Here is a 22,748-nt window from a genome sequence, read left to right as displayed (position 1 = left end):
GTCAAGCCCCCGCCGCGGCCGGGCCGGCGGCGCGGCGCGAAAGAAACAGCACCAGCCAGGTGATCAGGCCCAGCGTGATGGACAGGCTGGCGGCCAGCGCGAAGTTGGCGTAGTTGGTGAACTCGTTGTAAATCGTGATGGGCAGCACCTCGAACTTGCTGGCCAGGGTGAAGGCCGTGCCGAAAGCGCCCATGGCGGTGGCGAACACAATCGCGCCGCAGGCCAGGGTGGTGGGCGCAAGCTCGGGCAGCCAGACGTCGCGCACCACACGCCAGCGCGAGGCGCCCAGCGAGCGCGCGGCCTCTTCGAGCGGGAAGTCCATGGCGGCGGCCGCGGCGGTGTAGCTCACGATGGCGCGCGGCAGCGAAAAATACAGGTAGCCGAAAAACAGCCCGGCCAGGCCGTAGGCAAAGGTGACGCGGCCCAGGCCCAGCGCATCGGCAAGGTCGGCCACCAGGCCCTGGCGCCCGCCCAGCAGGATGATGAAGAAGCCGATGATGACGCCCGGAAAAGACAGCGGCAAGGCCAGCAGCGAGAGCAGCAGCTTGCGCCCCGCGAAGCGCGCGCGCGCCAGCGTGATGCCCACCAGCCCGCCCAGCACCAGCGTGGCCAGCGTCACCGCCAGCGACAGGCCCAGGGTTTGCAGCAGGCTTTGCAGGTAGCGGGTGTTTGTCAGCACGACAAAATAAGTCCCCCACCCCAGCTTGCCGGGCAAGGCCAGCAGCTGCACCGCCGGCAAAAGCCAGAAGGCCGCGAAGAAAGCGGCTGCCGGCGCCGCGCAGGCCAGCAGCAGGCGCGGGGGCGCGAAGGTGGAGGAACTCATGGCTGCTCTCGTTACCAGGCCGGTTTACTGGGCTTCTCTTACTGGGCTTCTTTCAGGTAGCGGTCGGAAAAGCCTTTTTGCACGGCGGCCATGCGCGCGTAGTCCACGCTCTTGGCGCGCGCGTATTCGCTGGCCGGCAGGAAGCGCGACTGGGCTTCCTTGGAGATCGCGCTGGCGCGCACCGGGCGCAGGTAGGCATTGGCCCAGATGGCCTGGCCTTCGTCGGACAGCACAAAGTCCAGCACCTTCTTGCCGTTGTCGGCATTGGGCGCCTTGGCCACCAGGCTCATGACATAGGGGACGACGATGGTGCCTTCGGCCGGGATCACAAACTCGACGTTGGCCTTGTCCTTGTATTTGGCGCGGTAGGCGTTGAAGTCGTAGTCCAGCAGGATGGCGATCTCACCGGACAGCATGCGCGCATACGAGGTCTGCTTGGGGACTATGGGTTCGTTCTTCTGCAGCGCCTTGAAGTACTCGATGCCGGGCGTGAAGTTGTCCAGTGTGCCGCCGCGCGCCTGGTTGACGGCGACCGCGCCTACATAACCGACAAAGGCCGAGGCCGGGTCGAGGTAGCCGACCAGGCCTTTGTACTCGGGCTTGAGCAGGTCGGCCCAGGAACGCGGCACCGGCTTGCCCTTGAGCGCATCGACGTTGACCATAAAACCCAAGGTGCCGGAGTGGATGGTGAACCAGTGGCCTTGCGGGTCCTTGAGGCCGTCGGGAATCTCGCTCCAGGCGGCGGGCTTGTAAGTGCCGACCACGCCGTCTTTTTGCGCCTGGATGGCGAAGGTCACGCCCAGGTAGGTCACGTCGGCCACGGGGTTGGTTTTTTCGGCCATCATCTGCGCGAGCGACTGGCCGGAATTTTTGTTGTCGGGCGGCACGGTGACGCCGGTCTTGGCCTTGATGGCTTTGAGCTGCGTGCCCCAGTCGGCCCATTCGGGCGGGCAGTTGTAGCAGATGGCGGTCTGGGCCAGCGCGTTGGCGCCGGCGGCCAGGCCCAGCGCCAGCACGGCGGCGTGGGCGAGTCGTTGCAAAGATGTTTTCATAAGAACTCCGTTGTGGATGAAGTGAGAGTGAGGGGACTAGGGGTTGACTGAGGGCGCGGCGCAGGATTCGCCTTCGCGAAAACCGTGGGCCAGCGACAGGCTGCTATCGGGTGTCAGGGCGGCACCGCCGGCCAGCGCCTGCACCAGCAGCTCGACGCTGCAGCGGCCTATGTCGGCATTGGGCTGGGTGATGGTGCTCAGCATGGGCCGCAGGTCCTCGCCGAGCGCGATGCCGTCAAAACCCACCACGCTCAGGTCGCGCGGCACCGAGAGCCCGGCCAGGTGCGCCGCGCGCAGGCTGCGTATGGCCAGCAAATCGTTGGAGCAAACCAGCGCGCTGGGCTGCGGCTCGCGCACCAACAGGGCCGTGATGTCGCTGACAGCGGTTTCCACAAAAGGCACTTCCAGCACCCGCGGGTTGGCCAGGCCGGCCGCCGCCATGCCCTGCAGAAAACCGCGGCGGCGCTGCTGGGCGCGGTCGGAGGCGCTGAGCTGGCCGCTGACCATGGCGATGCGCGTATGGCCCAGGGCCGCGAGCCGCGCCACCAGCGCCGCGACCGCCTGCTCGCTGTCCACCGACACGCAGGGGTGGGCGGGGTGGCGGTTGTAGGCCAGCACATAAGGCAATTGCGCGGCGCCCAGCCGCTGCAGCGCGGCGGAGGTCTCAGGGCTGGAGACCACCAGGATCATGGCGTCGGCGCGGCCGGCCAGCAGCAGGTTGACGGCCTGCTCTTCCTCTTCAAGCCGGTAGTTGGTGGTCAGCGGCAGGATGGCATAGCCGGCGCGCGTGGCCGCGCGCGCGATACCTTCCAGGCATTCGGCAAACACCGGATTGAGCAAGGTGGGCAGCACCACACCGAGCACGCGGCTGCGCTGGGTGCGCAGGGAGCGCGCGCTGGCATTGGGCAGGTAGCCGCGTTCACGTGCGGCTTTTTCGACCAGCGCACGGGTTTCGGGGCTGACCTTGCCGGGCGCATTAAACACCCGTGACACCGTTGCCACCGACACGCCCGCCTGTTCCGCCACTGCCTGAATGCTCACTCGCACTCCTCATGTAATCGTTTACATTGGAGCCGCCAAAAATGACCTCTTTATGACATAGAGGTGGATGGGCCCGGACTCGCGCCCTGGCTTGGCTTGGTTGTCACCGAACCGTCATGAAGGGGCTACACACTGTGGGACCTCTTTCAGAATCTGAGCCCCAAGCTCCCCTGCCCTACTGCCAGCTTCACGCCCCTCCCTGAATGGACATCACTTACGGCGCCGACAAGACCGGCCTGCTCTGCGGTTACCGCTTTGAAAACGGCGCGCCCGGCGTGCCTGTGGACCTGATGGAGGCGGCGGCCTGGCTCAAGAATGGCGAGCCCAAGGGCAAGTCGGATTTTGTCTGGCTGCACTTCAACCTCAGCGATGCGGTGGCCGAGGCCAGCATACGCAAGCACCTGAACCCGGTGCCGGAGTTTTTTGAGGCACTGCACGAGGGCTCGCGCTCCACGCGCATCGAGGACGCCCACGACACCTTGATCGCCGTGGTCAACGACGTGGCCTACGAATTCGCCTTCGACCCGGCCGAGATGGCCAGCCTGTGGCTCAACGTGGGGCCGCACATGGCGCTGAGCGCGCGCTCGCACCCGCTGCGCTCCATAGACCGGCTGCGCGACGCGGTGAAGAACGGCAAGAAGCCGCTGGCGTCTTCGGTGTCCTTCCTTAACCACTTGCTGCGCGAGCAGGGCGACGTGCTGGTGCGCATCGTGCGCGATGCGACGGTGCAGGTCGACGTGGTGGAAGACAAATTCCTGGTGGGCCGGCTGCACAACCGCCGCGCCGACCTGGGCAAGCTGCGCCGTGTGCTGGTGCGGCTGCAGCGCCTGCTGGCGCCCGAGCCGGGCGCGCTGTTCCGCCTGCTGCGCCTGCCGCCGCCCTGGGTCAGCGAGGGCGACCTCGAGGAGCTGCGCCAGGCCACCGAGGAGTTTTCATTGACCATACGCGACCTGTCGGAGCTCAAGGAGCGCATCAAGCTGCTGCAGGAAGAGATCGCCGCCCAGGTCAGCGAGGAAACCAACCGCAGCGTCTTCACCCTGACCATGGTGACGGTGCTGGCCCTGCCCATCAACATCGTGGCCGGCCTGCTGGGCATGAACGTGGGCGGCGTGCCGCTGGCCCAGCACCCGCACGGCTTTATGGTGATCGTCGCCATCATCGGCGTCTTCACCGCCTTTGCGGCCTTGTACGTTTACCGGCAGAAGCAATAGCCGGGCCTGTAAAACGCCTGGGGGACGAAGCGCTTAGGAGGGCAACCCGGCCTCAAAGCGCGCCAGCTCTTCATCCACGGTCCCGCGCCCGCCGAAATCCCGCTTGGCCCGGCCGTACCAGTAGGCGGCGTTGCCCAGGTCGCCCTCCTGGACATGCAGGATGCCGTGCAGCCAGGCGGCCGTCTGTGACTCGTCGCTTTGCACCAGGGTGTGCGCCTCATCCCAGCGGCCCGCGCGCGCGCAAAGCAGGGCCTCGCGAAGAATGTCCATGTTGAATACTCCTTGAATTGAATGTCGCCAGGGCTAGGAGGTCTTTCGCGACCTGCGCGGCCGTGGGGCTGGACTCGCCCGTTCCTTGCGATCAAGCGGGCCGCCGACAGGCGCATGCCGCGCCATCAACTCGGCCACCCACTCGATAAACACCCGCAGCTTGGCGCTGACATGGCGGTTCGGCGGAAAGGCCACATACAGCGGCATGGGGTCCAGGCGCCAGTCCTGGAACAGCGGCAGCAGCTCGCCGCTGTCCACATGCGCCCCGGCCATATAGTCCGGCAGCCACAGCACGCCCAGGCCGGCCAGGCCGGCCGCGAGGTAGGCGTTGCCGTCGTCAAAAGCGAACAGGTGGCGGCCCTGCACCTTGAGGCTCTCTTCGCCGCGGTGCATGGCATAGGGAAAGGCCTTGCCGGTGCGCGCCCACAGAAAACCCACGATGTGGTGCAGCGTTCCCTCCAGCTCACGCGGGTGCGAGGGCGTGCCGACGCGGTCCAGGTAGCCGGGCGCGGCATACACCCCCAGCTGCAGGTCGGCCACGCGGCGGGCCACCAGCGACTGGTCGGTGAGCTCGCCGCCGCGCACCACGCAGTCCACGTTGTCGCCTATCACGTCGACCACGCGGTCGCTGACGCCCATGTCGAGCTGGATCTCGGGGTAGCGCGCATGAAAGTCCGGCAGGGCCGGCACCAGAATCATGCGGGCCAGCGGGCTGGGCACATCGACCCGCAGCCGGCCCCTGGGCGAGGCCGAGGCGCTGGACAGGCTGGTCTCGGCATCGTCCACATCGGCCAGCACGCGCAACACACGTTCGTAATAGGCCGCGCCGTCGGCGGTGAGCCTGACCTGGCGTGTGGTGCGGTTCAGCAGCCGCACGCGCAGCCGCGCCTCGAGCTGCTGCACCAGCTGGGTCACGCTGGTCTTGCTCATGTGCAAAGTCTCTGCCGCCCTGGTGAAGCTGCCCGCTTCCACCACGCGCGCGAAGGCCTGCATTGCGTCGAAACGGTCCATCTGTGCTTCCCGTGCTTTCCCGGCTTGGGTGATTGTTTGGATTTTACGAACAGTGATGGACAGGCTTGCCTGTTTATCGGGAAGGCACTGCGCCCTACAGTGTCTTCATCGTCAACCACAGGCCGGTTTCGGCCTATTTGCAAGGAGAAAGATGAATGGCACAACGTGAAGTTGTTTTTCCGCCCGGGCGCCGGGCGCTTTATGACCGCAACCGGTATTCACCGGCGCTGAAGTCCAATGGCTTCCTGTTTGTATCGGGCCAGGTCGGCAGCCGCGAGGATGGCTCCCCCGAGCCCGACCTTCAAACCCAGGTCCGCCTCGCCTTCGACAACCTGAACGCCATCCTGAAAGCGGCGGGCAGCAGCTTCGAGGACGTGGTGGACGTGACCGTCTTCATGGTCGATCCGCAATCGACCTTCGAAACGATCTGGAAGGTGGTGCCCGAGTACTGGGGCGAGGCACCCCACCCCACGCTGACGGCCGTCGGCGTGACCTGGCTCTATGGCTTTCAGTTCGAGATCAAGGTGATTGCCAAACTCCCATCAGCCTGATGATTCCCTGTACTTCGCGGCCTCGGCTTCCACCCAGGCCCTGAACAAGGCCAGCATGCTGTTGCCCAGCTTCTGTTCGGGGCAGACCAGGTAGTAACGGCGGTCACTGAGGAACTCGTGCCGGGTCAGCTGCACCAGGCGGCCCTGCGCCAGGTCGTCTTCGATCAGGAAGCGCGGGATCAGCGCCAGGCCTTGCCCGTGAACGGCCGCTTGCGCGGCCATCGAAAACAGCTCCATGCGCGCGCCGGCCATGTCGCCGGCAACTTCGAGCCCCAGGGATGCGAACCACTGGCGCCAGGCATAGGGCCGCGTGCTCATCTGCAGCAGCGGCAGGCCCTCTACATCGTCGGCCTTGAGCACGCGCCGGGGCGTGACCAGCGCCGGGCTGCCGACGGCCACCATGCTTTCGTCCATCAAAAAGGACGATTGTGTGCCGGGCCAGCCCGCCTCGCCGGCGCAGATGGCGGCGTCCAGCGTGGTTTCGGCAAACAGGAAAGGCCGTGTGCGGGACGACAGGTGCACCGTGATCTCGGGGTGCTGGCGCTGGAAGCCCCCCAGCCTGGGCAGCAGCCACTTCGCCGCGAAGGTGGGAACCACACCCAGTTCCAGCACGCCGCCCGTGCCGCCTCTGGCCATCATCTCCAGCGTGTCGCGCTCCACGTCGTCCAGCCGCGCGCGCACCCGGCGGGCGTAGTGCATGCCCGCGTCCGTCAGCAGCACGCCGCGCTTGGTGCGCCTGAAGAGCTTGACGTCCAGGAAATCCTCCAGCCCCGCGACCTGCCGGCAGACGGCGCTCTGGGTCACCGAATGTTCTTGCGCCGCGTGGGTGAAGCTCTGGTGGCGCGCCGCGGATTCAAACAAGGCGAGCGCGGTGGTGGAGGGGATTTTTCGGCGCATGGGGTGGGCTTTCCTGCGGGCAAGGTTGTCGGAATTCTTTTTGGGCACACACGGGTGCCGAATCATCGTTTGCGAAGGGCGGCTTGCGCCTTTAAGCTTTTCCCATTGACTGCTTCTTTCCCGGAGATTCCCACCCATGGCTTCCCCTTCTTCCGCAGTGCGCCCGCCACCGCTCAGCGGCATCCGCGTGCTGGACTTGTCGCGCGTGCTGGCCGGCCCCTGGGCCGGGCAACTGCTGGCCGACCTGGGCGCGGACGTCGTCAAGGTCGAAAAGCCGCAGGGCGGCGACGACACCCGCGCCTGGGGGCCGCCCTACCTCAAGGACGCCTCGGGCCGGGACACCGGCGAGGCCAGCTACTTTCTGTGCGCCAACCGCAACAAGCGCTCGGTCGCCATTGACATCGCCACGCCCGAAGGCCAGGCGCAGGTGCGGGCGCTGGCCGGCCAGGCCGACGTGCTGCTGGAGAACTTCAAGGTGGGCGGCCTCAAACGCTACGGCCTGGACTACGCCAGCCTGAAGGACGGCCACCCGCGCCTGGTGTATTGCTCCATCACCGGCTTCGGGCAGACCGGGCCTTATGCGTCGCGCGCGGGCTACGACTTCCTGATCCAGGGCATGGGCGGCCTGATGAGCGTGACCGGCGGCGCGGACGGCGAGCCGGGCGCCGGCCCGCAAAAGGTCGGCGTGGCGCTGACGGACATCATGACCGGCCTGTATGCGACGGTGGCGGTGCAGGCCGCGCTGGCGGAGCGCGAACGCTCCGGCCTGGGCCAGCACATCGACCTGGCGCTGCTGGACGTGCAGGTCGCCTGCCTGGCCAACCAGGCCTCCAACTACCTGGCCGGCGGGCAGCTGCCGCGCCGCATGGGCAATGCGCACCCCAACATCGTGCCCTACCAGGACTTCCCGACCGCGGACGGCGACATCATCCTGGCGGTCGGCAACGACGAGCAGTTCGCCCGCTTCTGCGCCGTCGCGGGCCATGCCGAATGGGCGCGGGATGCGCGCTTTGCAAGCAATGCGCAGCGCGTGGCCCACCGGGCCGTGCTGCTGCCACTGCTGAGGCAAGCCACGGTGATGCGCAGCTCGGCGGACTGGATCGCCGCGCTGGAAGCCGCCGGTGTGCCCTGCGGCCCCATCAACCGCATCGACGAAGTGTTTGCCGACCCGCAGGTGCAAGCCCGCGGCCTGCGCATGGCCCTGCCCCACCCGCTGGCGGGCGAGGTGCCGCTGGTGGCCAACCCCATACGCCTTTCCGGCTCGCCCGTCAGCTACCACAGGCCCCCGCCGCTGCTGGGCCAGCACACGGCCGAGGTGCTGGCGCAGTGGCTGGCCGGTGGCGCCGCGAGCCAGCACACCTAGTGCTCGCCCGGCGTCGCGCGAAGGCGCGCCACCGTGGCGGGCAGGCCCTGCCAGGCGGGTTCGGCCGGCGCATAGCGGCTGCGCATATAACTGGCCAGCGCCGCGACCTGGCTGTCGTCCAGGCTGTGGCGGAAGGCCGGCATAAAGCCGATGTCCTTGCCGGCGGGCGCGCTGATGCCTTGCAAAATCGTGCGCACCAGGTTGTCGGGCCGGGCGCTGTGCAGATTGCTGTTGAGCGCCAACGGCACGTTCACGCCAAGCAGGCGGGGGCCGTCACCGTCGTGGTGGCAGGAGGCGCAGGCGCCGTTGAACAGGCGCTGGCCCGGGCCCAGCAGGCTGGTGGCGGACTGCTGGACGGACAGCACCGCCTGCCGCGCGCGTTCGGCGCTTTCGGCCTCAGGCAGCGCTTCGTTGAAAGACGCCAGGTAGCTGGCCATGGCGCGAATGTCTTCATCGGGCAGCACGGCCAGTTCCTTCACCACGGGTGCCATGGGGCCGGCGGCAATGCCGTGCTGCGGCGCATAGCCATTGCGCAGATAGGCGTAGAGCTGCGAAGACGTCCAGGGCACGGGCGCGCGCGACAGCGCCGTGAGCGCGGGCGCCTCCCAGCCGTCGACCGTGGCGCCGCCCAGGAAAGCCTGGCCGCCGCGCTCAGCGCCCAAGGCGTTGCGCGGCGTATGGCAGGCGCCGCAATGCCCCAGGCCGTTGACCAGGTAGGCGCCGCGGTTCCATTCGGCACTGCGCGCCGGGTCGGCACTGTAGGGCGAGGGGTCATGGAACATCGCGTTCCAGCCGGCCATCAGGGGCCGCACATTGAAAGGAAAATCCAGCCGTGTCGCTGGATGGGCGGAGTGCACGGCGGGCTGCGCCATCAGGTAGGCATACAGCGCGGTCAGGTCTTCGTCACTGGTCCTGGCGAAGGCGGTATAGGGAAAGGCCGGATACAGGTAACGGCCGTCGCGCGAAATGCCTTCGCGCATCGCGCGCTGGAAGGCGCTGAAGGACCAGTTGCCAATGCCTGTTTCGACGTCAGGCGTGAGGTTGGTCGTGATGATCTTGCCGAAGGGCGTGTCCATGGACCGCCCGCCGGCATTGGGAATGCCGCCCGGCGCGGTGTGGCAGACCACGCAGTCGCCGGCGGCCGCCAGCTGGCGGCCGCGCTCCAGCGTCGCCGCGGTGTAGATGGAGGCGCCGGACTGTGCCATAGGCGTCATGGGCGCAATCACCGAGCGCCCACCCAGCAAGGCCCAGACAACGCCGAACACGCCCGCCAGCAGGGCGCCGGCGCGCGACCAGGCGCCCAATCCCTTGGGCCATGCGGCACTTCCAGGCATGCGCACGGCGCGGCGCTCGGGCAAGGGCAAGGCGGGCGGTGGGCTTTCGGGCTCGGGGTTGAGCGCCGCGCGCACCACCTCGGGTGTGAACGGCGGCTGGCGAAAGCGCACACCGGTGGCGTCAAAAATCGCATTGGCGATGGCCGCCGTGCCCGGCACCGACGACGACTCGCCCGCGCCCAGCGGCGGCTCACCGGGGCGCGCCATGGTGACGACTTCGATCACCGGCACGTCGCGGAAATTCAGGATGGGGTAGCTGCCCCATTCGAGGCCGACGACGGTGTTTTTTTGCGGCTCCACCGTGACCTGCTCTGTCAGGGCGCGGCTGGTGGTCTGCACCACATTGCCGTGGATCTGGTGCTGCACGCCGGCCGGGTTGATCAGCGTGCCAGCGTCATGCCCGACGACCACGCGCCTGACATGCACCTCGCCGGTCTTGCGGTTGACCTCGACGTCGGCCACCCAGGCGGCCCAGGCGGCGCCAAAGCCCGGCCACTTGCTGTGCACGTAGCGGGCATAGGCGAAGCCCTGCCCGTGCAGGATGTCTGCCGCCTCGCCGGCCAGCCCTTGCTGCGGCCCGGTATGCGCCACCCAGCCAGCGCGCTCGGCCGTGGCGCGCACCAGCTCGGCGGCGCGCGGCTCCTTGAGGTAGCGCAAGCGAAACTCGACCGGGTCCACGCCGGCGGCGGTGGCCAGCTCGTCGATATAGGATTCGTGCGCGAAGGAATTGGGCAGCGCCGACACGCCGCGCAGCCAGGAGGCGCGCAGCATGGGCGGCATGTCGTTGACGGCCACGCGCAGGTTGCCGTAGTCGTAGGGCGGGCGCGCGGTGCGGTCGCCCATCTCGAAGGCCTGCGCGACCGGCTCCACGGTGCGCGTCAGCAGCAGCGCCAGCGTGGGCGCGCCGTTGGAGGGGTAGGAGGTCTGGAAGTCATAGGCCGCAACCGAGCCGTCTTCGTTGAGCCCGCCGTTGACCTGCATGAGCTGCGCGGCGCCCTTGGGCTCCCAGGCGTGTTCCTGCTCGCGGGTCAGCTGCACGCGCACCGGGCTGCCGGCGGCGCGCGACAGCAGGGCCGCGTCCGCCGCCACGTCGTCGGCGCAGTTGCGGCCGTAGCAGCCGGCGGCCTCCATGCGGATCACGTCTATGTCGACATCGGCCAGGCCGGTCAGGCGCGAGAGGTCGGCGCGCAGCACGTGGGGGTTCTGGGTCCCGGCCCAGACCGTCAGGCGCTCCGCCCGCCAGTCGGCCACCGCGCAGGAAGGGCCTATGGAGCCGTGCATCTGGTAGGGCCAGACATAGTTGCGCGCCAGCGCCTGCGCCGCGCCCGCCATGGCGGCATCGACGTCGCCCTCGTCGACCAGCTTGCGCTGCGTGGACGGGTTGTTGCGGATCGCCTGCTCGAGGTCGTCCAGCCTGGGCAGCCCGGGCCAGGATTTCCACTGGACGCGCAGCTCGCGCAGCGCCTGCTCGGCCTGCTCCTCGCGCTCGGCCACCACGCCGACAAAATCGCGTATCACCACCACGGCGCGTATGCCCGGGATGTGCGCGATCGAGGATTCATCAACCGACTCCAGCGTGTTGCCGATGAAGTCGCCGTGGTCGGCCCCGGCATAGGGCGGGCGCACCACACGGCCGTGCAGCATGCCGGGCACGCGCATGTCGTGCACAAAGGTCAGCGCGCCGGTGGCCTTGGCCGGGATATCGACGCGCGGCGTGCTGGTGCCCACGATGCGGTAGTCCGCCGCCGCCTTGACCGGCGTGTCCGGCGCCAGCAGAAGCTGTGTGTGCTGCAGCGCCACCAAAGCGCCGTAGTCCACAGCGCGGCTTTCCTGCCCGATGACGCACACGCGCCCGTCCCGCACCGACAGCAGCGAGGCATCCACCTGCAGCACGGCGGCGGCGCGCGCCAGCAGCCAGGCCCGCGCCTGCGCCGCGGCAGTGCGCAAGGGAATGGCGTGTACCTGGATGGAGGCGCTGGCGATGGTCGCGCCCTGGTTGGGCGCGCGCGTGGTGTCGCCCAGCACCATGTTGACCTGCCCCAGCGCGACGTCCAGTTCCTCGGCCACGATCTGGGCCAGCGCCGTGCGCAGGCCGGTGCCGAGGTCCACATGGCCGTTGAGCGCCGTCACGCTGCCGTCGTCCCAGACGGCGACCAGGATTTCAAGGCCTTCGCGCGGGTTGCCGCTGACCAGCGCCGGCTGGCCCTTGGCCGGCGGCGGCGGCGGGGGTGGTTCGCGGCTGACCAGCAGCACACCGGCGGCCGCCTGGAAATCCGCGCGCGTGCGCGGCGTGTCGGCGCGGCGCGTCATGCCGCCTTCCCCTGGGCAATGTTTTGCCGGGTCAGTTCGGCCGCGCGCAGCACGGCCTGCATGATCTCCAGGTGGGTACCGCAGCGGCAGAGGTTGCCCGACAGCTCGCGGCGTATCTCATGCTCGCCGGGTGAAGGGTTGCGCGCCAGCAAGGCCACCGTCATCATGATCATGCCGTTCAGGCAGTAGCCGCACTGGGCGGCCTGCGCCTCGATGAAAGCCTGCTGGACCGGATGCAGCGCCTCAGGCGTGCCCAGTCCTTCCAGCGTGGTGATCTCGCGGCCGGCCACGCCGCCCACCGGGATCACGCAGGCACGCGCGGCAACACCGTCCACCAGCACGGTGCAGGCGCCGCACTCGCCCAGGCCGCAGCCGTATTTGGGGCTGTTCAGTTCGAGGTCGTTGCGCAGCACCGTCAGCAGGCAGGTGCCGGCCGGCACCGGCAGCGTGCGCTCCACCCGGTTGACGGACAGTGTGACGGCATTCAGGGTCATCGGATCAGGCTGCCCGCTGCGGTGTACATCTCAAGCTCCACAAAACCGGACCCGTTGTGGTTGCCGGGGCCGTATTCCACGCGGAAGTCGCCCACATCGAGCGTGCCCACGCCTTCCAGGGCCGCGATGAAGTTCTCGCGCGGGCGAATCCCGCGGCGGCCAGTTTCAGGGCCGGCAGGGCCGGGGCCAGGCGGCGTGCATGGAGGATCAGCTTCATAGGATTCCTGGTGGTGGAGACAGCTAGACACTCAGGTAGGCACGGCGCACTTCGTCGTTGGCCGCCAGGTCGGCCATGGAGCCTTCGTAGCGGATCTGCCCTTTCTCCAGCACATAGGCCCGGTCGGACACCAGTTCGGCAAAGTGCATGTTCTGCTCCGACAAAAGAATGCTGACCCCCTGGGCCTTGAGCTCCAGAATCATGTGGGCCATCTGCTCGACGATGACGGGCGCGACGCCCTCGGAGGGTTCGTCGAGCAGCACCAGGTAGGGGTTGCCCATGAGGGTGCGCGCCACGGTGAGCATCTGCTGCTCGCCGCCGCTCATGCGGCCGCCGGCACGGCCCGGCATTTCACCGAGGTTGGGAAACAGGGTGAAGAGCCGCTGCGGCGTCCACAGCGGCGCTTCGCTGCCGTCGGGCCAGCGCCGCGCGGGCTGGCGCCCGACCTCGAGGTTTTCCGTCACCGTGAGGTCGGTGAAGATGCGCCTGTCTTCCGGCACAAAACCCAGGCCCATGCGGGCCGCATGGTGGGGCTCGCTTCTTGAAATGTCCTTGCCGAGGAAGGACACGCTGCCGCGCCGCTTGTCGAGCATGCCGATCAGGGTCTTGAGCGTGGTCGATTTTCCGGCGCCGTTGCGCCCCATCAGGGCGACGACTTCGCCGCGCCGCACATTGAGGCCGACGTCGAACAGGATCTGGGCCGCGCCATACCAGGCCGACAAGCCGGTGGCCTGCAACAGGACTTCCTTCGCGGTGCTCATCAGGCTGCTTCCTTTACCAGGGCTTTTTTCTCGAAGGTCTTGCCGCTGCCGAAATAGACTTCCTGGACCTTGGGATGATCGCGGATCTCCAGCGGCTTGCCTTCGGCGATCAGCCGTCCGCGCGCCAGCACGATCATGCGGTCGGCATAGGCGAAGACCACGTCCATGCTGTGCTCGGTGAACAGCACCGCCATGCCGCGGTCCAGCACCAGCTGCTTGGTCAGGGCCATCAGCTCGTTGCGCTCGCGCGGCGCCATGCCCGCGGTGGGCTCGTCCATGAGCAGCAGCTTGGGGTTGTTGGCCATGGCCATGGCCAGCTCCACGCGCTTGACGTCGCCATAGGCCAGCACGCTGCAGGGCCGGTCGGCCTGGGCTTTCATGTTGACCTGCTCGAGCAGGGCCAGCGCTTCATCGCGCTTGTGGTCCGCCGCGCGGCGCCACATGGAGAACATCTTGTGGTCCGCCGACAGCAGCGTCATCTGCACGTTCTCCACCACCGTGAGCGAGGAAAAGGTCTCGGCGATCTGGAAAGTCCGGCTGACGCCGCGCCGCCAGATGTCGCGCGGCGCCAGGCCGACGAGCTCCTGGGCGTCGAGCTGGATGGAGCCGCTGTCCGCGCGCAGTTGGCCGTTCACCATGTTGAAGGTGGTCGACTTGCCGGCGCCGTTGGGGCCTATCAGGGCCAGCAGTTCGCCGGCGGCGAGTTCGAAGTTGATGCCGTCCACCGCGCGCACGCCGCCGAACGATTTCCCCAGGCCCGTGACCTTGAGCAAGCTCATGATTTTTCTCCCGCCGCGCCGCGCCGGTTGGCCAGCAGCTGTTTGGCAAAGCCCGCGATCCCCTGCGGAAACAGCAAGACCAGGATCAGGATGATGGCGCCCAGCATGGCGCGCCAGTAGTCGGTGTTGCGCGCCACGGTGTCGTGCAGCCAGGTGAAGGTGACCGCGCCCACCACCGGCCCGGCCAGGGTCTGGATGCCGCCCAGCAGCACCATCACCAGCCCGTCGATGGATTTGCCCACATGCAGGCTCTCGGGCGAAATGCTGCCCTTGGAAAAGGCGTAGAGCGCGCCGGCCAGGCCCGCGAACGCGCCCGCAATCACAAAGGCCGCCCATTGCATGCGCTTGACGTTCATGCCGATGGCGTCCGAGCGCAGCACCGAATCGCGCGCCGCGCGCATGCCGTAGCCGAAGGGCGAATACAGCATGCGGTGCATGAACAGCACCGCGCCCACCACCAGGACCAGGGTCAGGTAGTAGTAGACGCGCTTGTCGGCCAGCCAGGCGGCCGGCCAGACGCCGGTCAGCCCGTTGCTGCCGCCGGTGAAGGCGTCCCACTGGTAGCAGATGGCCCAGGTGATTTGCGCGAAGGCCAACGTCAGCATCGCGAGGTAGACGCCCGACAGGCGCACGCAGAACCAGCCGTAGACAAAAGCCCCCAGCGCCGCCACCAGGGGCGCCACGACCAGCGCCAGCTCCATGGGCAGGTTCAGGCTGCGCACCAGCAAAGCGGCGCCATAAGCGCCCAGGCCGAAATACGCCGCGTGGCCGAAGGAATGCATGCCGGCCGGGCCCATGATGAAGTGCAGGCTGGCCGCAAACAGCACCGCCACCAGCAGGTCGATCAGCAGCACGGTGACATAGGGCGATTGCGCCGCGAGCGCGGGCACCAGGGCCAGCAACAGCAGCAAGGCCGCACCGCCGACCTTATAAAGACGCTGCGGTCGGCGCAGGGGTTCCTCCGCCGCGCCCGCATGGCGGCTGGGCGCCTGGGGCCGGCCGAACAAACCCCAGGGCCTGGCCACCAACACCACGGCCATGACCAGGAACTCCACCACCAGGGTCAGCTTGGAAAAGGAAATGCTGATGCCGGCGATCTCGACCAGGCCCAGCCAGATGCAGATGGCCTTGAGCTCGGCGATCAGCAGCGCCGCCACATAGGCGCCGGGAATCGAGCCCATGCCGCCCACCACGACCACCACAAAGGCGGCGCCAATGATGTTGAGGTCCATCTCGAGGTTGGCGGGTTCGCGCGGCAGCTGCAGCGCGCCGCCCAGGCCGGCCAGCAAGGCGCCCAGCGCGAACACGGCCGTGAACAGCCAGGCCTGGTTGACGCCGAGCGCGCTCACCATCTCGCGGTCCTGGGTGGCGGCCCTCACCAGCGTGCCCCAGCGCGTCCTGGTGAGCAGCAGCCAGAGCAGGCCCAGCACGACGGGGCCGGCCACGATCAGGAAGATGTCGTAGGAGGGAAACTGCCGCCCGAGGATGGAGACCGAACCCGTCAGGCCGGGCGCGCGCGGGCCCAGCAGCTCTTCAGCGCCCCAGAACCAGAGCACGCCGTCCTTGATCACCAGGCCCAGCGCAAAGGTGGCCAGCAGCTGGAACAGCTCAGGCGCGCGGTAGATGCGGCGTAGCAGCAGGATTTCCACCAGGGCGCCCAGCACGCCGACGGCCAGCGCCGCGAGCAGCAGGGCCGGCCAGAAGCCCAGGGTGCTGCCCAGCGCGGCCACCAGGGAATAGGCGACATAAATGCCGACCATAAAAAAAGAGCCGTGCGCGAAGTTGACGATGCGCGTGACGCCGAAGATCAGCGACAGCCCCGCCGCCACCAGGAACAGCGAGGACGCACCGGCCAGGCCGTTGAGCAGTTGCACGATAAAGCCTGAAAAGCTCATGAATAAACCTTTTTTGCGGGAAACCGGCAGCCCGCGGGCGCGGCGGCCTATCCGCCGCGCCCGGGGCCCCTGCGCACCGGGCGGGCCGGTGCGCCCGTGCTTTTAGTCGGCGGCGCGCATCTTCTTGACTTCGGCGGCGCTGGGCTGGACCTTGGCGCCGTCGATGTAGCGGTAATCGACCATCACGCCCTTGCCGCCTTCATTCTTGGTGCGGCCCACATAGGCGCCCATGGTGGACTGGTGGTCTTCAGGACGAAACACCACGGGGCCGAAGGGCGTGCTCACATGCAGGCCGCGGAAGGCCGTGATCAGCTTCTCGGTGTCGGTGGACTTGGCTTTTTTCATGCCTTCGGCCAAGGACTTGATGGCGCTGTAGCCGACGACCGAGCCCAGGCGCGGATAGTCCTTGTATTTGCCGTGGTAGGCCAGGAAGAAGGCCTTGTGCTCGGGCGTCTGGATGCCGTACCAGGGATAACCGGTCACCACCCAGCCGTTGGGCGTTTCTTCCTTGAGGGGGTCCAGGTACTCGGGTTCGCCGGTCAGCAGGCTCACGACTTCACGGCCCTGGAACAGGCCGCGGGTGTTGCCCTCGCGCACGAACTTGGAGAGGTCGGCGCCGAACAGCACGTTGAAGATGGCGTCCGGCTTGGCGTCGGCCATGGCCTGCACCACGCTGCCGGAATCGACCTTGCCCAGGGGCGGGGCCTGCTCGGCCACAAATTCCACATCGGGCTGGGCGGCTTTGAGCAGGGTCTTGAAGGTGGCCGCGGCGGACTGGCCGTATTCATAGTTGGGATAGACCACCGCCCAGCGTTTTTTCTTCATCGCGACGGCTTCCGGCACCAGCATGGCGACCTGCATATAGGTCGAGGTGCGCAGGCGGAAGGTGTAGCGGTTGCCGTTTTGCCAGACGATCTTGTCCGTCAGCGGCTCGGCCGCCAGGAAGAAGAATTTTTTCTGCTTGGCGAAGTCGGTCAGCGCCAGGCCGATGTTGGAGAGGAAGGAGCCCGTCAGCACGTCGACCTTCTCGCGCGAGACCAGCTCCTCGGCGGCGCGCACCGCGTCACCGGGATTGGCGTTGTCGTCGCGGATGAACAGCTGCACCTTCTTGCCGTTGATGCCGCCCGCGGCATTGAGTTCTTCGACGGCCAGCTCCATGCCTTTCTTGTAGGGCTCCAGGAAGGCGGGCTGGGCCTTGTAGCTGTTGACCTCGCCGATCTTGATGACGTCCTGCGCACGCGCCGTCATCATCATCGAAGCCATCAGACCCAGCAGGGTCACGGCGCTCAGCATCTTGGGGTGCATCTTCATAAATACTCCTGTTTGTCGTGGATCAGATTGATGGCTGGCAGGCCCCGCGTCAGCGCAGCCCGTCCTCGCCCTTGATTTCGTGGACCTGCAATCCGCCCACGCGCGGTAGTGGCCGGCCACTGTCCGTGACGACGACAGCAACCACAATTTCATTGGCGCGCGGCGCGTCGGCCACACGCGCTTCCATGGCGTCGAAATGGCTGCGCACAAAGGCCGCATCCTTGTGCCCCAGCGGCACGTCGATGGCCGTGCCCAGGCCGCCGCGCTTTTTGCTGGACGGCACCAGGGCCGCGCCTTTTTCCACCGCCTGCCGCAGGGGCGCGCCGAGTTTGGGGTGCAGGATGGCCGCGGCATGTTCGAGCTCGCCGGCCTCGCCCACAATCGCGGCCTTGCCGTAGCTCTGCGCCTGGCCCGGCTCTATGCCCAGGGCCTGCACGCATTTCTGGCCGAGCAGGCCGCCGAGTTCTTCGCCGATGGCGATCAGCGCGTCGAGCTTTTCCACGTAGGCCCCGGCAAAGGGGTTTTCAATCACGGCCATGGCCAGCGCCCGGCGTGTGGGCGGCGTGACGGGTTTGCCCATTTCGATCAGCGTCTCATCGACCTGGACAATGATTTTTCGGATCTTCGCGCTCATGGTGTTTCCTTGTCTCAATGTATGTGGATGCTGCTCACGCCGAACTCAGCGCAGGCCGTCCCATTTGGCGATCACGCTGGCGGCCAGGCCGCCTACGCGCGCATGGATGCGCGGGCCCGTGCTCATCGCGAGGATGAAGACGATTTCGTCGGGCAGGGGCGCGCCCGGCACGCGCACTTCGATGGCATCGAAGTGGCTGCGCACATAGCTGGCGTTGACGTGTGTCATCGGCACATCGAGCGCCGTCCCCGGTCCGCCCACTTTTTTGGTGGAGGGCACGATGGACAGCGCGTTGCCGGGCTGCCCGGTTTTTTCCTCGGCTTTGCCTTTGGCGTAGGCATTGCGGTCGCCCTTCCAGCCCAGCAGTTCCCGCATGGCATAGCCGCCCGGCACATGCCAGAGCGCGCCGTGCTCAAGCTCCCCGGCCGCGCCGACGATGGCGCCCTTGCCGTAGCCCTCGATGCGCTCCGCCGGGACGTCCATCGCGGCGCGCAGGCGCTGGGCCATGTCAATGCCGACCGGCTGCAGCGCATCCATCATGGGCAGGATGTCGGGCTCATAGCGGCCGGCGAAGGGGTTGGCCAGCACCGCGGCAATCGCGCCGCGCAGCAGCGGCGTGGGCGCCTCGGGGCCGAACTCGTGCCGTATCTGCTCCACGTGCGTAAAGATGCGCCTGATTTCTATCATGGTTGAAGGTCCATTCATTTCATTAAGCAAATACCGAACCAGCTTGCCGGCCGCCGCGGTGGCTGTCCAGGCTTTGCACCGAAGCGCCGGCGGCGGTGGTCATGAACTGGCCCTGGCACACCAGCACCGCCGACCAGATCAGGCCCGCCGCGCGCAAGGTCTGGGCGCGCCTGAGGCCCGCGTGCAGCGCGCGGCTCACCAGCTCGGGCTCCAGCGCCGGCACCTCCACCGTGACGGGAATGGCGCCGAGGTCGCTGTCGTCCTTTAATTCGCAGGCAGGCAGGCGCCGGATGCGCGCATCGGCGACATCCACCGCGTTGGCGATCACGGTCGCGGCCGCGTCGGCTTCGGCGGCGGTGCGCGCCAGCACGGTCACGCTGTCGGCGATGCCCAGTGAGAAGCTGCGGCCGCGCCATCCGCTGGTGGCCACGCCGCGCACGGGCAGGGCGCTGTCGACCTCGAACTGCCCGTCGGTCTGCACGCCGTCCAGGATTTCATCGACGCCCAGGCGCTCGATATCCGCATACAGGCCTATGCGCACCGACTGCGAAGGCACGAGGTGCAGCGCGATGTCGCCGCCGTTGTTGATCCAGGCCCGCGTGATGCCGCTTGCCGCGTAGCAGGCAACCAGCTCCTGCGCCACCGCGCCGGCCACCGCGGCCATGGGGGTGATGAAGCCGCTCCGGTAGGGCCGGCAGGCATGCCACATGCGCCGCGCCACCGGGCCGCTCAGCGGACACGGCCCTTGCACGGGCAGCCGCAGCACAGGCAGCTCGCGCACCAGTTCGCCGAGAATGCCGCCAAAGCGCTGCCAGGCCTGCTCATGCGCCGCCTCCACCGCCGCCGGGCTGCCGTTGGCGCCTATGACGATGTCCATGGGCCCATGCTGGAAATGCCAGCGGCCGTCGGGCAGTTGCGTGCGTTGGGCGTTCATGGCGGGAAAGCCTCAGCCCAGCAGCGGAGGACGCGCCAGCGGCCAGGGGTTGGCCGCCGGCAGCGCGGCCCAGGCCAGGGCCGTGGGCGCGCCTTCGTTGTGCCAGGCGCCGCGGTGCAGCGCCTGCTCCAGCGTGCGCACATGGTCCATGTGGCCGCCCAGCGCGCGGTAGTCGTCCAGCTTCATGCTGAATTCAATCGGCGCGACGATGGCCGGCGTGGGCACGGTCCCGAAGCTGTTGTCCGGCATGCGCATGACGTCGGCCATCACCGTGATCCCGCCGCCCGGCCAGATATAGGCCGGCGCGCCGCCGCAGGTGACGTTCACCAGCGCGTCCTTGATGGCGCGCGTCAGCAGGACCGGGTTTTCGGTGACGCCGGCGCGCAGGCTGCCGCCGGCGCCGCCGAGGAAAAGCACGGTGGAGAGGGAAGGTTCGCAGTTCTCGCCGATGCGCTCCACGATGCGGCGCACTTCGGGCGGCATCTCCTGCTCGACCGGGTTGAGCGCTTCGTCGAGCACATACCAACTCGCATGCTCCCCGGTGGTGGAAGTCATCAGCAGGCGCAGGCCCGGCCAGGCCACGGATGCATCCCAGGTTTCGATGATGGACAGCGGGTCGGCGATGTCGGTGCCGCCCCAGCCCACACCGGGATTGGCGACCTGGAAATAGCGCCCCGGCGTCGACTTGCGCCCGCGCATCTTGATACCGGAGGGCGGCATGTCCAGGCAGCGGCCGGCCTGGTGCTCGGTCAGCACGCCGGTGATGTGGTCGTCGACCACCACGACCTCGTCGAGCTTGCCGAACAGCTGCTTGGCAAAGATGCCGACCGTGGCCGAACCGCAGCCCACGCGCATGCGTTTTTCTTCCACGCCGTTCACGATGGGCGCGCGGCCCGCCTGGATCAGGATTTGCGAGCCGCCGTCGATGGTGAACTCCACGGCCTGCTTGTTGCCCAGCGCCTGCATCATCTCGACCGTCACGCGGCCTTCCTTCTTGCTGCCGCCGGTCAGGTGGTGCACGCCGCCCAGCGACAGCATCTGGGAACCGTATTCGGCCGTCGTCACGTGGCCGACCACTTCGCCCTTGCAGCGCACATTGGCCTGCTCCGCGCCCAGGAAGCGGTCGGTGTCTATCTTCACCTTCAAGCTGCAGTAGCTGAAGATCCCTTCGGTGACCACGGTGACCATGTCGACGCCGGCCGCCTTCGACGACACAATGAAGGGCGCGGGTTTGTAGTCGGGGTAGGTCGTCGACGAACCGACGCCGGTGACAAACACCTCGTCGGCCAGCAACAGGTCGCCGCTCCAGGCCGGTGACGGTGCCGCCGCTGGCAGGCCGCCCGCAACGCCGCCCTGCGGCGCGGGTTGCGCCGCGGCTTCACGCCCCGCAAAGGAGACCAGCTGCGGCTCCGAACCCGACAGGGTGCGGCGCAGCAGCAGCACGGGATCCACACGCACCAGGGTGCCGCCGTGGTTGGCATAGCGGTCGCAGGCGCCGCTGCGGCCGTCGGAAATCTGGCACAGCACCGGGCAGGCGTTGCACTCGATCTTCTCGCTGTTCATGCGCTCATTGCGCGGCCTGGCCTTTTCCAGCACCTGGGGAAGGCCGTCCATGCCCGGCAGGCCGTCCGTTTTTGTGTGTTCGGTCATCGTGTTCACCTTGTTCGCACCGGCCCCATCCCGGGGCGCCATTCCGGGGCGCAATCCCCAATGTAGTGCGCACTTAATTTACATGTTGCATTTGCTACATTTAAATTCAATGTAGCGGATACGGAATTGCCGCGCAATAGGATTTGCACCGCGGCCTCCAATTTATTTTTAAAAATGTTGTGAACACTTAACTTAAATGTTGCGTCCACTACATTAATGTGGCACATTGCCTGCATCGACGATAGCCGGCCCGAACCGCCGCGCAAAGGAGTTCTTGTGACCCACGTAGTGACCGACGCCTGCATCAAATGCAAATACACCGACTGTGTGGACGTGTGCCCGGTGGATTGCTTCAAGCAGGGCCCGGACTTCCTGGTCATAGACCCGGACGAATGCATAGACTGTGCCGTCTGTATTCCGGAATGCCCGGTGAACGCGATTTACGCGGACACCGACACCCCCGAGCAGTTCAAGCCCTTCCTGGAAATCAACGCAAGGCTGGCCAAGCTGTGGCCCACCATCTCCAAACGCATCGCGCCCCTGCCGGACGCCGAGCTGTGGAAGGACAAGACCGACAAGCTGGCGGGCCTGGATCTCGGCTAAAGGCCAGCGGCCCGGCGCGCAACTCTTTCATACCGACTCTTTACACCCCCACCACCATGAGCGCATTCAACGAAGAAACCGTCCTGTCCGTCCACCACTGGACCAACCGCCTGTTCACCTTCACCACCACCCGCGACACCTCGCTGCGTTTCAGCAACGGGCACTTCACCATGATCGGCCTCAGGGTCAACGACAAGCCCCTGCTGCGCGCCTACAGCATCGTGAGCCCCAACCATGAAGAGCACCTGGAGTTCCTCAGCATCAAAGTGGAAGACGGCCCGCTGACCTCGCGCCTGCAGCACATCCAGGTCGGCGACAAGATCATCGTCGGGCGCAAGCCCACCGGCACGCTGGTCATCGACTACCTGCTGCCGGGCAAGCGGCTGTACCTGCTCTCGACCGGCACCGGCCTGGCGCCCTTCATGAGCATCATCCGCGACCCGGCGACCTATGAACAGTTCGAGCAGGTCGTGCTGGTCCACGGCGTGCGCCAGGCCGACGAACTGGCCTACCACGACCTGGTCGTCGAGCATTTGCCCCAGCACGAATTCCTCGGCGACCTGATCTCCAAGCAGTTGCTGTACTACCCCACCGTCACGCGGGAGGCCTACCGCAACATGGGGCGCGTCACCGACCTGATCGAAAACGGAAAGATGCAGGCGGACCTGGGCCTGCCGCCGCTGGACGCGGCGCACGACCGGGTCATGATCTGCGGCAGCCCCGGCATGCTCAAGGACCTCAAGCACATGCTCGAGGGCAAGGGCTTCACGGAAGGCAACACCTCCAGGCCGGGCGACTTCGTGATTGAACGCGCCTTCGCCGAGCAATGAGGAAGAAGATGGCCCGGCGTTTGCTTCCGCCCTACACTACCCGGGAAATTTCTTCCCCGGCGGCCTTGCGCCCGCCCCTTTGCCAACCGC

At 67.3% G+C, this 22,748-nt stretch carries 22 protein-coding genes; 5 read left to right on the top strand and 17 right to left on the bottom strand.

Features of this window, described 5'->3' with window-relative positions; translation table 11 throughout:
* Position 1: 1 nt before the first annotated feature.
* From AC1DUN_RS17800 to AC1DUN_RS17790, 3 genes are read right to left on the bottom strand one after another with little or no spacing between them, the layout of a single operon-like run.
* Complete coding sequence (locus tag AC1DUN_RS17800) at positions 2-823, bottom strand: ABC transporter permease (RefSeq protein WP_477715121.1); 822 nt, start codon at positions 821-823, stop codon at positions 2-4.
* A 38-nt stretch (positions 824-861) separates the two neighbouring features.
* The gene (locus AC1DUN_RS17795) at positions 862-1,875 is read right to left on the bottom strand and encodes an ABC transporter substrate-binding protein (RefSeq protein WP_477715120.1); all 1,014 of its coding nucleotides are present in this window, start codon (positions 1,873-1,875) and stop codon (positions 862-864) included.
* A 36-nt stretch (positions 1,876-1,911) separates the two neighbouring features.
* Positions 1,912-2,916 carry a LacI family DNA-binding transcriptional regulator gene (locus AC1DUN_RS17790; protein WP_477715119.1) on the bottom strand — a complete coding sequence of 335 codons (1,005 nt, stop codon included), beginning with the start codon at positions 2,914-2,916 and terminating at the stop codon, positions 1,912-1,914.
* Positions 2,917-3,119: 203 nt separating this feature from the next.
* On the opposite strand from AC1DUN_RS17790, the gene AC1DUN_RS17785 reads away from it, so the two are divergent.
* A complete protein-coding gene (locus AC1DUN_RS17785; protein WP_477715118.1) occupies positions 3,120-4,127 on the top strand; it encodes a transporter in 1,008 nt (335 codons plus the stop codon).
* 33 nt (positions 4,128-4,160) lie between these two features.
* Here AC1DUN_RS17785 and AC1DUN_RS17780 read toward each other — a convergent pair whose 3' ends face one another.
* The gene (locus AC1DUN_RS17780; protein ID WP_477715117.1) at positions 4,161-4,397 is read right to left on the bottom strand and encodes a hypothetical protein; all 237 of its coding nucleotides are present in this window, start codon (positions 4,395-4,397) and stop codon (positions 4,161-4,163) included.
* A gap of 33 nt (positions 4,398-4,430) precedes the next feature.
* Positions 4,431-5,408: a LysR family transcriptional regulator gene (locus AC1DUN_RS17775; protein ID WP_477715116.1), complete on the bottom strand. Its 978-nt coding sequence runs from the start codon at positions 5,406-5,408 to the stop codon at positions 4,431-4,433.
* 155 nt (positions 5,409-5,563) lie between these two features.
* On the opposite strand from AC1DUN_RS17775, the gene AC1DUN_RS17770 reads away from it, so the two are divergent.
* Entirely contained in the window at positions 5,564-5,959 is a 396-nt protein-coding gene (locus AC1DUN_RS17770) for a RidA family protein (RefSeq protein WP_477715115.1), read from the top strand.
* Here AC1DUN_RS17770 and AC1DUN_RS17765 read toward each other — a convergent pair.
* On the bottom strand, positions 5,951-6,856 hold the full coding sequence (locus AC1DUN_RS17765; protein WP_477715114.1) for a LysR substrate-binding domain-containing protein: 906 nt from the start codon (positions 6,854-6,856) through the stop codon (positions 5,951-5,953). The two genes, AC1DUN_RS17770 and AC1DUN_RS17765, sit on opposite strands and share 9 nt — an antisense overlap.
* 136 nt (positions 6,857-6,992) lie before the next feature.
* On the opposite strand from AC1DUN_RS17765, the gene AC1DUN_RS17760 reads away from it, so the two are divergent.
* On the top strand, positions 6,993-8,219 hold the full coding sequence (locus AC1DUN_RS17760; protein WP_477715113.1) for a CaiB/BaiF CoA transferase family protein: 1,227 nt from the start codon (positions 6,993-6,995) through the stop codon (positions 8,217-8,219).
* Here the strand turns inward: AC1DUN_RS17760 and AC1DUN_RS17755 are convergent.
* The 11 genes from AC1DUN_RS17755 to AC1DUN_RS17705 all read right to left on the bottom strand — a co-directional run bounded on the left by AC1DUN_RS17755 (position 8,216) and on the right by AC1DUN_RS17705 (position 21,225).
* Complete coding sequence (locus AC1DUN_RS17755; RefSeq protein ID WP_477715112.1) at positions 8,216-11,863, bottom strand: molybdopterin cofactor-binding domain-containing protein; 3,648 nt, start codon at positions 11,861-11,863, stop codon at positions 8,216-8,218. The genes AC1DUN_RS17760 and AC1DUN_RS17755 overlap by 4 nt on opposite strands.
* Positions 11,860-12,357, bottom strand: coding sequence for a (2Fe-2S)-binding protein (locus tag AC1DUN_RS17750; protein WP_477715111.1), 498 nt, complete (start codon positions 12,355-12,357; stop codon positions 11,860-11,862). Before AC1DUN_RS17750 ends, AC1DUN_RS17755 begins: the two co-directional genes overlap by 4 nt.
* Positions 12,354-12,605, bottom strand: a complete 252-nt coding sequence (locus tag AC1DUN_RS17745) for a hypothetical protein (RefSeq protein WP_477715110.1) — start codon at positions 12,603-12,605, stop codon at positions 12,354-12,356. Before AC1DUN_RS17745 ends, AC1DUN_RS17750 begins: the two co-directional genes overlap by 4 nt.
* A complete protein-coding gene (locus AC1DUN_RS17740; protein WP_477715109.1) occupies positions 12,598-13,335 on the bottom strand; it encodes an ABC transporter ATP-binding protein in 738 nt (245 codons plus the stop codon). The genes AC1DUN_RS17745 and AC1DUN_RS17740 overlap by 8 nt, the downstream gene beginning before the upstream one ends.
* Entirely contained in the window at positions 13,335-14,114 is a 780-nt protein-coding gene (locus AC1DUN_RS17735; protein WP_477715108.1) for an ABC transporter ATP-binding protein, read from the bottom strand. The genes AC1DUN_RS17740 and AC1DUN_RS17735 overlap by 1 nt, the downstream gene beginning before the upstream one ends.
* Positions 14,111-16,009: an ABC transporter permease gene (locus AC1DUN_RS17730; RefSeq protein WP_477715107.1), complete on the bottom strand. Its 1,899-nt coding sequence runs from the start codon at positions 16,007-16,009 to the stop codon at positions 14,111-14,113. Before AC1DUN_RS17730 ends, AC1DUN_RS17735 begins: the two co-directional genes overlap by 4 nt.
* Before the next feature lie 102 nt (positions 16,010-16,111).
* Positions 16,112-17,302: an ABC transporter substrate-binding protein gene (locus AC1DUN_RS17725; protein WP_477715144.1), complete on the bottom strand. Its 1,191-nt coding sequence runs from the start codon at positions 17,300-17,302 to the stop codon at positions 16,112-16,114.
* A 67-nt stretch (positions 17,303-17,369) separates the two neighbouring features.
* Positions 17,370-17,954: an amino acid synthesis family protein gene (locus AC1DUN_RS17720; protein WP_477715106.1), complete on the bottom strand. Its 585-nt coding sequence runs from the start codon at positions 17,952-17,954 to the stop codon at positions 17,370-17,372.
* 45 nt (positions 17,955-17,999) lie between these two features.
* Positions 18,000-18,641 (bottom strand): amino acid synthesis family protein, encoded by a 642-nt coding sequence (locus tag AC1DUN_RS17715; protein WP_477715105.1) that lies wholly within the window; start codon positions 18,639-18,641, stop codon positions 18,000-18,002.
* Positions 18,642-18,663: 22 nt separating this feature from the next.
* A complete protein-coding gene (locus tag AC1DUN_RS17710; protein WP_477715104.1) occupies positions 18,664-19,575 on the bottom strand; it encodes a UPF0280 family protein in 912 nt (303 codons plus the stop codon).
* Between the two features lie 12 nt (positions 19,576-19,587).
* Entirely contained in the window at positions 19,588-21,225 is a 1,638-nt protein-coding gene (locus AC1DUN_RS17705; RefSeq protein WP_477715103.1) for a 6-hydroxynicotinate reductase, read from the bottom strand.
* 276 nt (positions 21,226-21,501) lie between these two features.
* Between AC1DUN_RS17705 and fdxA the strand changes: the two genes are divergently transcribed.
* Positions 21,502-21,828 (top strand): ferredoxin FdxA, encoded by a 327-nt coding sequence (gene fdxA / locus AC1DUN_RS17700; RefSeq protein WP_477715102.1) that lies wholly within the window; start codon positions 21,502-21,504, stop codon positions 21,826-21,828.
* A 56-nt stretch (positions 21,829-21,884) separates the two neighbouring features.
* Positions 21,885-22,658: a ferredoxin--NADP reductase gene (locus tag AC1DUN_RS17695; RefSeq protein ID WP_477715101.1), complete on the top strand. Its 774-nt coding sequence runs from the start codon at positions 21,885-21,887 to the stop codon at positions 22,656-22,658.
* Positions 22,659-22,748: the final 90 nt, after the last annotated feature.

It is taken from the genome of Polaromonas sp. P4_F6, assembly GCF_056401275.1.
This window is presented reverse-complemented; position numbering and strand designations above follow the sequence as displayed.

Coding starts and splice junctions, on each gene's coding strand:
- AC1DUN_RS17800 (WP_477715121.1), bottom strand. CDS start 823: ATGAGTTCCTCCACCTTCGCGCCCCCGCGCCTGCTGCTGGCCTGCGCG.
- AC1DUN_RS17795 (WP_477715120.1), bottom strand. CDS start 1,875: ATGAAAACATCTTTGCAACGACTCGCCCACGCCGCCGTGCTGGCGCTG.
- AC1DUN_RS17785 (WP_477715118.1), top strand. CDS start 3,120: ATGGACATCACTTACGGCGCCGACAAGACCGGCCTGCTCTGCGGTTAC.
- AC1DUN_RS17780 (WP_477715117.1), bottom strand. CDS start 4,397: ATGGACATTCTTCGCGAGGCCCTGCTTTGCGCGCGCGCGGGCCGCTGG.
- AC1DUN_RS17775 (WP_477715116.1), bottom strand. CDS start 5,408: ATGGACCGTTTCGACGCAATGCAGGCCTTCGCGCGCGTGGTGGAAGCG.
- AC1DUN_RS17770 (WP_477715115.1), top strand. CDS start 5,564: ATGGCACAACGTGAAGTTGTTTTTCCGCCCGGGCGCCGGGCGCTTTAT.
- AC1DUN_RS17765 (WP_477715114.1), bottom strand. CDS start 6,856: ATGCGCCGAAAAATCCCCTCCACCACCGCGCTCGCCTTGTTTGAATCC.
- AC1DUN_RS17760 (WP_477715113.1), top strand. CDS start 6,993: ATGGCTTCCCCTTCTTCCGCAGTGCGCCCGCCACCGCTCAGCGGCATC.
- AC1DUN_RS17755 (WP_477715112.1), bottom strand. CDS start 11,863: ATGACGCGCCGCGCCGACACGCCGCGCACGCGCGCGGATTTCCAGGCG.
- AC1DUN_RS17750 (WP_477715111.1), bottom strand. CDS start 12,357: ATGACCCTGAATGCCGTCACACTGTCCGTCAACCGGGTGGAGCGCACG.
- AC1DUN_RS17740 (WP_477715109.1), bottom strand. CDS start 13,335: ATGAGCACCGCGAAGGAAGTCCTGTTGCAGGCCACCGGCTTGTCGGCC.
- AC1DUN_RS17735 (WP_477715108.1), bottom strand. CDS start 14,114: ATGAGCTTGCTCAAGGTCACGGGCCTGGGGAAATCGTTCGGCGGCGTG.
- AC1DUN_RS17730 (WP_477715107.1), bottom strand. CDS start 16,009: ATGAGCTTTTCAGGCTTTATCGTGCAACTGCTCAACGGCCTGGCCGGT.
- AC1DUN_RS17725 (WP_477715144.1), bottom strand. CDS start 17,302: ATGCTGAGCGCCGTGACCCTGCTGGGTCTGATGGCTTCGATGATGATG.
- AC1DUN_RS17720 (WP_477715106.1), bottom strand. CDS start 17,954: ATGAGCGCGAAGATCCGAAAAATCATTGTCCAGGTCGATGAGACGCTG.
- AC1DUN_RS17715 (WP_477715105.1), bottom strand. CDS start 18,641: ATGATAGAAATCAGGCGCATCTTTACGCACGTGGAGCAGATACGGCAC.
- AC1DUN_RS17710 (WP_477715104.1), bottom strand. CDS start 19,575: ATGAACGCCCAACGCACGCAACTGCCCGACGGCCGCTGGCATTTCCAG.
- AC1DUN_RS17705 (WP_477715103.1), bottom strand. CDS start 21,225: ATGACCGAACACACAAAAACGGACGGCCTGCCGGGCATGGACGGCCTT.
- AC1DUN_RS17695 (WP_477715101.1), top strand. CDS start 21,885: ATGAGCGCATTCAACGAAGAAACCGTCCTGTCCGTCCACCACTGGACC.